The sequence below is a fragment of the Lishizhenia sp. genome, from assembly GCF_057456495.1.
This window is the reverse complement of record NZ_JBVCPV010000099.1, coordinates 1-10,925: the sequence shown is the minus strand read 5'-3', so window position 1 is coordinate 10,925 and position 10,925 is coordinate 1. Positions and strand designations below refer to the sequence as shown.

Sequence of the window (10,925 nt, the reverse complement as noted above, 5' to 3'; positions counted from 1 at the left end):
TTACGTAATGTTAGGAAACTTATCTCCACAAGTTCAAAGTACAGTAATCGAAAGATTAGCAGAGCGTCCAAAATTGGTTGCAATGGATACAATGAATTTCTGGATGGACATCGCCATGGATGATTTGAAAAAGACTTTGACGATGGTAGATGTATTAATCATCAACGATGAAGAAGCGAGACAATTGTCTGGCGAATACTCTTTGGTTAAAGCAGCACGCGTTATTCGCGATATGGGGCCAAAATATTTGATCATCAAAAAAGGAGAGCACGGAGCATTGTTGTTCCACGGAGATAATATTTTCTCTGCACCGGCTTTACCGTTAGAAGAAGTATTTGATCCAACTGGAGCAGGAGATACTTTTGCAGGTGGATTCATGGGATTCATCGCGGCGACAGATGATTATTCTTTCGACAACATGAAAAGAGCAATTATTGCAGGTTCTGCATTGGCATCTTTCTGTGTTGAAAAATTCGGAACTGAAAAATTAGAAAATATTACAAAAGAAGAAGTTGATGCACGTATCGAGCAATTCGTACGTTTAACTGACTTCGATATGGTACATACTGTAGGATAGTATCCTAAATTCTCTCATATTATGGAAAAACAAGCTTTTATCGATCAACTTAAAGCCTTAACAACACAAGAAAATGTTTTGGCGGTAAGTAGAGATGTAAACGAATTACAGTCGAAATTCGAAGATTTTTTATTGGAAGAAGGACGATTACGTCAAGTAGCTCAACTAGAAGCCCAAGAAAGAGGTGAAACCCCAGAGGAAGAACCTGCTGTTGATGTATTGAAAGATGAGTTTTATGCTTTGTATTCTGATTACAAGGAAAGAAAAAAAGCAATCATAGATGAGAAAAATGCAACGCAAAGCGAGAACTTGAAAAAGAAAAGAGCTTTGATTGCAAAACTACGTGCTGTAGTTGAGGAAGAAGAAAACATTGGTCAGGCCTTTGGTGCATACAAAGAAATTCAAGAAGCTTGGAAACAAGTAGGTGAGATTCCTCGTGACAAAAGACCTGACATCCAGGGTGAATATTCAAGGTTGTTAGAAGAGTTCTTCTACAACATGAAGATTTACAGAGAAATCAAAGAATATGATTTCAAGAAAAACTTGGAGGCCAAAGAAGCCATTATTGAACGTATCAAAGATTTATCGGCAATAGAGTCGATCAAAGAGGTGGAAACTTCTTTAAAAGCTTTGCAAAATGAATGGGAAGACGTGGGTCCAGCTCCGCAAGAAGAGTGGGAACGCGTAAAAGAAGCCTACTGGTCTAACGTTAAGGCTACATGGGATAGAATTCAAGCATTTTATGACGACAGAAAGCAAAAAATGCACGAGAATCTTGAACAGAAAAAAGCCTTGTTGGAAGAAGCGAGAACTTTGGTGGCACAAAAGAACGAATCTGTAAAAGATTGGGATGTGAGCACGAAGGCCTTATTGGCACTTCAGGAAAAATGGAAGACCATAGGATTTGGACCAAAGAAGGAGAATGAGGAAGTATGGAAATTATTCCGTACAGAATGTGATACCTTCTTTGAGGCAAAATCAAACTTCTTTGAAGGAATTCGAGCAGTTTACGATAAGATTGCAGACCGCAAAAAAGGATTGATTGCTAAAGTAGAAGCGTTGAAAACATCAACGGATTGGAAAGAGACTACACAGCAAATCATTAACATTCAGAAAGAATGGAAAAAAGCTGGAAACGCGGGTCAGCGCAACGAACAGACTTTATGGAAAGAGTTCAGAGCTGCATGTGATTACTTCTTCGATGCCAAGCAAAAACACTTTGACGAATTAGATAAGTTGAACTCAACAAACCTAACAGCTAAAGAGGAGTTGATTAAGGAAATCGAAAGTTTCCAATTGCCGGCAACCAAGAAAGAGGCAATTGATGCGCTTAAAGCATTCTCTCAGAAGTTTGCACAGATTGGAAAAGTTCCTTTTAAAGATAAAGACAGAGTCTACAAGGCGTACAAATCTGCTTTAGATGCGCATTACGCACAATTGAAGTTAGAAGGTCAAGAACGCGATAAGGTGATGTTCGAGGCTAAAATAGATACGATTTCTGGAAGCGCGGATGCGAAGAAGATGTTTGGAAAAGAAAGACAAGAGATTCGCAACCAAATCAACGAAATTAAACAAGAGATTATTCAATACGAAAACAACCTTGGTTTCTTTGCTAACAGTAAAGGAGCAAATGCATTAAAGCAAGAGGTAGAACGTAAAATTGAAAGCTCTAACGAGAAAATCGCTGCTTTGAAACAGCGTTTAAAAATGATTCCACAAGACTAGTAGATTAAGATGAATAGATTCGTAAATATTTGGACCGTTATATTTTTCATCCTTTCACTTCCTTTTGCCATGGCATTGGATTATGCGGGGATATACAAATTGTTTGGTATCGAATTTCCAGGACCAGACTTTGAATATAACGATTTGATTTACGGAATTCTTGCAGGAATTTTCTTGTTGTTGGGTGCCTTAAAAGCATCGAGAAGATGGGTGGGTTTATTCATTGCTCGACAAACACAGAAATTTGTTTGGTCGGCACCTCTGTCCAAAGCAAGAAAGCAACGCATTTTAATGTACAGTTTATTAGAGGTAACAGTATTGGTGAGTATGGCGGTATTTTATTTTATGATATCGCCCATACTCATTTATGTAGGCTTGGCCTTGGTAATTGTTGCTACCGAACACTTGCTACATACTTTTGTAGGTTTGGGTAAAGATTGGTTCAGAGTTGGTATAACTTCGAAGGCTGTAGTGAGTACAGATAGAGAGGTTACGGTAATGTATTATACAGGTTTAAGAAAGGTGAGCATACACCAGCAAACCTTGTATTTAGAATACATCAAAGATTTAACTTTGCACATACCTAGCAACGCTATACAGCAAGGTGAAGTTGAAGCGTTTAAGCAACACTTGGTTGAACAAGTAGACAGAGAAAAAGTGTTTTTTAATGAAGCCTTTAAAGCTTGGAAGTAAAACCTAATCTTGGTTTACTTTATTAAATACCTCGGCCCAGAGTAAATCACTTTTGGAGGTAATCTTTATATTTTCTTCATTCCCCATGCAGGTGTGAACCTCTACGCCTAGTTTTTCGAGAAGACTGGCGTCGTCTGTGATGTCTTTGGTATACTCAATTGTATAGGCTTTTTGTATCAAATCCTTTTGAAAAACCTGGGGTGTTTGAACGCTTAAGAAGTGACTTCTATCCACAGCTTTAGATTTTAAATCAATTCTTTGACGCAAAGATTCTTTTAAGGGTAAACAAGGAATTGCACTTCCTTTTTCTGCGGCCATTTTAAAGCAGTTGTTTAGCGTGTAATCATTTACAAATGGACGTACGCCATCGTGAATTGCGATGAGCTCGCCAGAGGCTACTTCTAAGGCGTTTTTAATGGAGTGATATCGCTCTTGACCACCCGTAATTACACGATGAGGTATGGGATCATAATTCACACAAACATTTTCCCAATATTCTAGCCATTCTTCAGGAAGTGTTATGATAATTTCTAAATCAGGATTGTAATCATGAAAGCGTTTCAATGTAAGCCATAATATTGGTTTACCATTGATTAACAAGAATTGTTTGGGGAGTTTAGTTCCCATTCTTTTTCCAATTCCGCCTGCTGTTATGATTACTGTTTTTTCCATACGATCTGTCCTTCCTCAAAGTTAAGGCATAATTATGAACTGTATATAAAGGAGTTGATTTTCTAATTGAAAAATGACCAAAAAGAAAAGGGCAACCTTTCGATTGCCCTTTCAATATAGTGATTGTAAGAATTACTTCTTAACGATCATTTTCTTAGTTACTGATTGACCACCAGCTGTCATTGTGTAAGTGTAAACACCACCAGACAAGTTAGATGCGTCAACTGTGTACGTGTGTGTACCAGCGTTCAATACATTTAAGTCAGCAGACTGAACTAATCTTCCTGATAAATCTCTGATTTCGAAAGAAACTGCTTGAGCTTCTGTCAATTCGAAAGAAATCTCAGATGTAGTTGAGAATGGGTTAGGAGCGTTTTGTCCTAAAGAAGCTTCTAAAGCCTCAACACCTTCTGTTGCAACTGTACCTAATGTGTTCATTCTTACTACTGGAGTAGCGTTAGTGTAGAAACGTCCGTTTGCAATTGGAGCCATCATACCACCACCGTAGTAAGTTAAAGATAAACCTCTTGGAGAGAATCCAGAAGTTAAGTATTCGAAGTCAGACTGTGTACCAACACATGCAAAGTATAATCCACCAGCAGTTAAGTTAGCAGGAGAACCAGCAGGGAAGTTCAATGTTAAGATTTTTCCTAAACTCCAGCTTGGTACTTCAACGTAGTCAGAAACTGCTACTAATGTGAAAGAACCTTGTCCATCTGGTGTGTAGATTGCCCCGTAAATTTCATCACCTACGTTTCCTTGTTCGTTAGCGATACCTACATCGATACCTTTAACAGTCATGTCAGCAACAACCTCGAAGTAGTTACCTGCTTCGTATCCAAATACTTCACTACCATCGATAGTAGCTGTACCTCCATCAGCACCGAAGTTAGAGTACTCATCTCTTGCGAAAATGTGTGTATCTGCAACGATGATGTCTTGAGGAATAATTTTCAAGTCATTATCAGCTGGAATATCATCAACCTCAGTCATAGTAATTTCTTGAGAGATCGTGTAAACTCCGTTTCCTGGTAATGTGTAAGTTGTAGATAAACTGTCAGTAGAACCAGCAGTAATTGTAGTTGGAGCTGATGAAGCAACAACAGAACCGTTAACATCTACTTCTAAAGAAACGTTTGTTAAGTCCATTCCACCTGGGTTCTTCACGTTAGCAGAGAATGCCATTTGACCAACTTGAGATGTAGGAATGATGTAGTAAGGAATTTCATTGAAGATAGGATCTCCGTTTCCATCCTCTAATTCGTAACTACCCCAGTTTGAAGAAACTACAGATAAATCGTAGTCATTCAAAGTAGAAATAGCTAAATCATCAATTGCCCATCCGTAAGTAATCCAAACGTTTGGACTTGTTACGTTTGTAGATGCAGTAGTCCATCTGAACTGAATCCATACTGAAGTAGCAGCACCTGCGATTGCGTCAGAAATGTTTACGTATACTTTTTCAGTATTGTCGTAAGCAGAACCACCTGAAGCAGTTAATAATTCTTTATTGTTGTTATCGAAAACAGATGTAAAGTTAGTACCATCTGTACTTACTCTTACTTCTTGTAAATCGTTGAATTTCGCACCGTATTGCTCGAAAGATAAGTTAACTTGATCTGTAGCAGCACCTGCGTTTGCCAATGTCAATGCTTCAATATCCAAAGGAGCTGAAGTTGTCATTGTGTAAACTTTGTCTAAAATTTGTGTACCCTGTGTTGGATCTCCATTGTTCACCTCAGCGAAAGAACCACCTGATGTAGAAGCGATATCAGCTAAAGCCCAGCTATCGTTTGAAGCATCGATGTTCCATCCAAATGTTGCTCCAGACTCACCGTCATTGTCGATTGTCCAGTTTGCTGGTGTTGAGAAATCATCTGTGTACACATCAGTACCTAGTGCTTTTGCTGTTGCATTGTTAGCTTCTTTATGCAAAGGTCTAAGTGTAGAGATCTCAGGAGTGTTCTGAGCGATAACCCCACTAGTACCTAGTGCAATAGCTAACGCACTTAAATATACTTTTTTCATAGTTTATACTGTAATTAATTATTTAACGCTAAAGATATAAACAATTAAGAATTAATCCAGCTATAAACAGGGCATTATGTACCAAAATGTCTAGAAATGTAGGGAAGCTAAAAGCGAATTCCTTAGTTGAAATGTAGTTTTAAACACTTATAACCCTTATTTTTAAAGGGTTTTATGGGTTGTAACTCTTTTTAGAAATGTTTATTTATTGAAGTTTTTAACCATTTCCCATGCTTTTTCTCTCGCTAATTTGTCTGTGTTAACGTAGTCTTCATAAACAGGTGATAAGCTATTTGGGGTTTGCATTAACACAGCTTCATTGATATCTGCAATGGCCAGGAAGGAAATCTTTTCTTCTAAGAAAGCTTGTACACTCACTTCGTTGGCTGCGTTAAGTGCACATGCCGCTGTACCTTCCATCTCCATAGCTTTGTAAGCCAAGTTCAAATTTTTAAAGGTGTCAGCGTCGGCTTTTTCGAAGGTCAACTGTGGATAGTCCATGAAATTGAAACGTGGAAAATCTGTTTTAAACCTTTCGGGATAAGTCAAGGCATATTGAATGGGAAGTTTCATGTCTGGCAAGCCCATTTGCGCCTTCATGCTTCCGTCCTCAAACTGTACTAAACTGTGTACAATACTTTGGGGGTGTACTATGGTATCGATTTGGTCTGGACGTAAATTGAATAACCATTTGGCTTCTATTACTTCCAATCCTTTGTTCATTAATGAGGCAGAATCTATGGTGATTTTTGCTCCCATTTCCCAGTTGGGATGTTTCAAGGCTTGTGCCTTGGTAACAGCAGCGAGTTGATCTTTTGTGTAACCACGGAAAGGTCCACCCGATGCTGTTAAGTATATCTTTTCAATTTTATTCTCAAAGTCGCCCACCAAACATTGGAAAATTGCCGAGTGCTCAGAATCTACAGGGTAAATGTTCACCCCATTCTCTCGGGCCATTTTTGTAACCAATTCTCCTGCAACCACTAAGGTTTCTTTGTTGGCTAAGGCTATAGTTTTCTTGGCTTCAATGGCGCGAAGCGTAGGTTTTAAACCTGCGTATCCTACCAACGCGGTAAGCACAGTGTGAATTTCATTCCCTTCTACTACTTGTGCCAAAGCATCTTCACCTGCATATACGTGAATTTCATGCTCCCACAAAGCGGACTTCACCTGCTCAAACTTACTTTCATCCACAATAACAACGGTATTGGGTTGGTGTTTGATGGCTTGTTCTATCAAAAGGTCAGCATTTCTATTGGCAGTAATCACTTGTAAATCAAACTTGTCTGGGTAGTTTTCAATTACCTCTAAAGCTTGCGTTCCTATTGATCCTGTTGATCCTAAAATTGCTATTCCTTTTTTCACGTTGTGGGTTTTTGTGTGAATTTACTTTTTTCCTTGAGTTATTTTGCAAATGTTGCGTCTAAAGCCGCACAGAATTTATCTGCTGCCTCTGCCAAGATTTCTTTGGTATGTGCTTGAGATACAAATCCTACTTCGTAACCACTAGGTCCAACATACAATCCGTTTTCCAATAAGTTTCCGTATAAATCTTTGAAAGAGGTCATATCTCCATCAATTTCATCGGCTCTTCTAATTGCTAACTTATCAGAGAAGGCCATCCAGAAAATAGATCCAATGGTAAACATTTCAAATAAGTATCCTTTCTCCTTGGCGTGTGCGTTAATCTTGTTCACGAAGAATTGTGTTCTTTCTTCTTGGTCTTCGTAGAAACCGTCTTTTACACATTCTTCCAATTGTGCAATTCCTGCAGCCATCGCTACTGGGTTTCCACTCAATGTTCCTGCTTGGTAAACAGGTCCGTCTGGCGCAACACAAGCCATGATTTCTTTTCTTGCTCCGTACGCTCCAACAGGTAATCCACCTCCAATAATTTTTCCGTATGAAACGATGTCTGGTGTAATTCCGTAGTATTCTGATGCTCCACCAAAGGCTACTCTAAATCCAGAGATCACCTCGTCGAAGAACAATAAGATATTGTTTGCTGTACACAATTCTCTTAATCCTTGTAAGAATTTTTTGTCTTGTAACAGTAATCCGTTGTTGGCAGGAATTGGTTCAATGATTACACAAGCAATATCGTGTCCCCATTCTTCAAAACATGCTTTCACTGCGTCTAAATCATTCAGGGGTAAAACCAATGTTTCGTTGGTGTATCCTTCAGGAATACCTGCAGATGTAGATTCTCCAAAAGTTACTAATCCAGATCCAGCTTTCACCAACATGGCATCTACGTGACCGTGGTAACATCCTTCAAACTTTACAATTTTGTTTTTTCCAGAGTAACCTCGCGCTAAACGTAAGCCCGACATTACCGCTTCTGTTCCTGAACTACAGAATCTAATTTTGTCGATCACAGGATTATTTTCCACTACCAAAGCAGCCAATTCATTTTCTAAACGCGTTGGCGCTCCAAAGCTAGAACCGTTGTGTAAAGTTTCAATTACTTTTTCTCTTACGTTAGGGTTGTTATGACCTAAGATAAGTGGTCCCCAACTACAACAAAAATCGATGAATTGGTTATCGTCTTCGTCCCAAATGTTAACACCATCTCCTTTTTTAATGAATAATGGCGCACCATCAACTGATTTGAATGCACGAACTGGAGAGTTTACACCACCCGGCAAGTATTGTTTTGCAGTTTCGAAGAGTTGTTCAGAATTTGACCTTTTCATATCTCAATTTTTAAGTTGCAGAATCTATAAGAGATTCATGATTCGGCCCCAAAATTAAGAACTTTAAAACAAAGAAGTGTCAGAGAATTGTTGATTTGAGACTGAAGTATAGATTATTTTACTCAGAGCGGAAGATCCTTTAAATGATTCAATGAATACGGAGCTACCAAACAGGTATAGCAGCGGCAGCCCGGAGGACTATTTTGCATTGCAACTTGGCGGTTAGGGGCGACCTAAGAAGCCGCGCAACTCTTTAGTTAAAAGTAAAAGAGGGTGAGGACTATAGCGGAAAGACCGCCCGTTTGTCAAAATATAAGACACAAAAAAAGGGAAACTCAAAATTTGAATTTCCCTTTTCAATGGTAGCGAGGGCCAGACTCGAACTGACGACCTTCGGGTTATGAGCCCGACGAGCTACCAACTGCTCCACCTCGCACTATATCTTAAAATAGTTATTTCTTTTTCTAAACAAACTCGCTTGTTTGTGTCCCGTTGGGGGTGCAAATATACGTAGCTTTTTTAAACCTGCAATGGAAAAAAGGAAAAACTTTTAATTTTCTAATTCCATGAGCTGTTCAGTACCCTCTTCCCAAGCCATCATTTCTTTGTCTAAGTCTGCTTTTAAGGCTTCATACTTAGCTAATTGCTTGGCAGCGTTCTCTTCGTCAGTGTAATCTAAATCGGCCAGAACTTTATCCATTTCGGCAATTTCTTTTTCTAAACGCTCTATGTTTTGTTCTGCTTTATTGACCTGATTTTTGAATTTATTACGTTGGCGTTTCAATTCTTTAGCTTCTTCGTAACTCAATTCTTGCTTCGGTGCTTCTTCTTTAACCACCTCTTTTTTCGGCTTGGCCGCTTTCTTTTGCGCCTTGTGTTCGCCGTTGAGCGACATCTTTCTCCTTAAAAATTCTTGTACCGTGTAGTGGTGAATTTTCAACGCTTTGTCTTCAATGTCCCAAATACGGTTCGTCAAACCATCCAAGAACTCTCTATCGTGCGATACAATAATGAAGGTTCCTTCGTAATTAATCAACGCACTCTTAAGTACCTCCTTACTCTGGATATCAAGGTGGTTGGTCGGCTCATCGAGAATCAACACGTTACTCGGACTCAATAACAATTGGCACAAAGCCAAACGCGTACGTTCGCCTCCAGAAAGCACACCTACTTTTTTATCTACATCTTCACCACTAAACAAGAAAGCACCTAAAACAGATCTCAATTCTTTTCTGATATCTCCTTTAGCAACCTCGTCTACGGTTTCCAATATCGTTTTTTCTTTATCCAAAGCTTCGGCTTGGTCTTGTGCGAAGTAAGTAACCTGTACGTTGTGTCCGTAATTTACAGTTCCGTCTCCGTCCAAAGTTTTCATAATGCGCTTCAGTAAAGTGGATTTACCTACACCGTTAGGTCCAAGCAAAGCAATTTTTTCACCCCTACCCACGGTTAAGTTCACATCCTTGAACAAGAGGTTGTCGCCATAAGATTTACCCAAATCTTCCATTTCCAACACCCACTTTCCGGGTTGCACACTTAAAGGAAAGGCTATTTTCATTTTCGCAACCACATCATCTTCCACTTGGATGATTTCAGTTCGCTCCAATTTCTTGATCAAAGATTGGGCAAAGGCTGCTTTGTTTTTCTTCGCACGGAATTTATCAATTAACTCTTTGGTTTGCTTGATGTCTTTTTCCTGTTGCTTGGCAGCCGCTTTTAAACGTTCTATTTCTTCTGACCTTCTTTCTTTGTACAAAGAGTAAGGGTAAGGGAAATCTAAAATAGAACCTTGCGCAATTTCCAAAGTACGCTTGGTAACGTTATCTAAGAATAATCTATCGTGAGAAATGGTAATTACCGCCCCTTCGAAGGTTTGTAAATATTTCTCCAACCAAGAAATTGAGATAATATCCAAGTGGTTGGTGGGCTCATCCAGTAGAATAACATCTGGTTTGTTCACCAATATTTTGGCTAATTCGGCTCTCATTTTCCAACCTCCAGATAAATCTTCCAAGGGATTTTCTATCTTCTTTTCGTTGAAACCTAAACCATCTAAAGTGGCCATGATTTTCTCTTCCCATTGAAAACCTTCGTGTAAAGAGAACTGCGTATTGTAATCGTTCAAATCATCCAACAACTGCAAGTAAGAATCACTTTCGTAATCCGTTCTTGTGGTCAATTGGTCATTGATATCGTCTAATTTCTGACGAATATGATTAAGGGTTTCGTTAGAAAACTTTAGGTAATCAAACACCGTTTTATTGGTGTCGATTTCTATATCCTGTGTTAAGAAACCAACTGTACAATCTTTGGGTTTGTGAATTCTACCTTCAGAAGGCTTGTCCCACCCCGCAATTAATTTCAATAAAGTAGACTTACCCGCTCCGTTTTTTCCAACCAAACCGATTTTATCTCCTTTATTGATTTGTAAACTAATTTCGTTAAACAAATACCCCTGAGGAAGGTGAACACCAAGATTATCCAAATTTATCATGCCGCAAAAGTAGTGATAAGAATGGGTTTATTAAATAGTG

Annotated in this window: 8 protein-coding genes and 1 tRNA gene; 3 read left to right on the top strand and 6 right to left on the bottom strand. The window is 38.9% G+C overall.

All coding sequences use genetic code 11. The annotated features are described in order from the left end of the window. The 3 genes from AC22ZQ_RS08510 to AC22ZQ_RS08500 form a co-directional block, all read left to right on the top strand. A partial coding sequence (locus AC22ZQ_RS08510; RefSeq protein ID WP_318958354.1) for a PfkB family carbohydrate kinase occupies positions 1–577 on the top strand: 577 nt, incomplete at its 5' end. A gap of 21 nt (positions 578–598) precedes the next feature. Beyond that, on the top strand, positions 599–2,302 hold the full coding sequence (locus AC22ZQ_RS08505; protein WP_318958353.1) for a DUF349 domain-containing protein: 1,704 nt from the start codon (positions 599–601) through the stop codon (positions 2,300–2,302). A gap of 9 nt (positions 2,303–2,311) precedes the next feature. Next, positions 2,312–2,995, top strand: a complete 684-nt coding sequence (locus AC22ZQ_RS08500) for a hypothetical protein (RefSeq protein ID WP_318958352.1) — start codon at positions 2,312–2,314, stop codon at positions 2,993–2,995. A 3-nt stretch (positions 2,996–2,998) separates the two neighbouring features. Here AC22ZQ_RS08500 and AC22ZQ_RS08495 read toward each other — a convergent pair whose 3' ends face one another. From AC22ZQ_RS08495 to AC22ZQ_RS08470, 6 genes are all read right to left on the bottom strand, one after another. Then, complete coding sequence (locus AC22ZQ_RS08495; protein WP_318958351.1) at positions 2,999–3,667, bottom strand: 2-C-methyl-D-erythritol 4-phosphate cytidylyltransferase; 669 nt, start codon at positions 3,665–3,667, stop codon at positions 2,999–3,001. Positions 3,668–3,799: 132 nt separating this feature from the next. After that, complete coding sequence (locus AC22ZQ_RS08490; protein WP_318958350.1) at positions 3,800–5,695, bottom strand: T9SS type A sorting domain-containing protein; 1,896 nt, start codon at positions 5,693–5,695, stop codon at positions 3,800–3,802. 201 nt (positions 5,696–5,896) lie between these two features. Continuing rightward, the gene (locus tag AC22ZQ_RS08485) at positions 5,897–7,060 is read right to left on the bottom strand and encodes a 1-deoxy-D-xylulose-5-phosphate reductoisomerase (protein WP_318958349.1); all 1,164 of its coding nucleotides are present in this window, start codon (positions 7,058–7,060) and stop codon (positions 5,897–5,899) included. A gap of 38 nt (positions 7,061–7,098) precedes the next feature. Further along, complete coding sequence (hemL, locus tag AC22ZQ_RS08480; RefSeq protein WP_318958348.1) at positions 7,099–8,391, bottom strand: glutamate-1-semialdehyde 2,1-aminomutase; 1,293 nt, start codon at positions 8,389–8,391, stop codon at positions 7,099–7,101. A gap of 360 nt (positions 8,392–8,751) precedes the next feature. Beyond that, positions 8,752–8,827, bottom strand: a tRNA-Met gene (locus AC22ZQ_RS08475). 114 nt (positions 8,828–8,941) lie between these two features. Further along, complete coding sequence (locus AC22ZQ_RS08470; RefSeq protein WP_318958347.1) at positions 8,942–10,885, bottom strand: ABC-F family ATP-binding cassette domain-containing protein; 1,944 nt, start codon at positions 10,883–10,885, stop codon at positions 8,942–8,944. Positions 10,886–10,925: the final 40 nt, after the last annotated feature.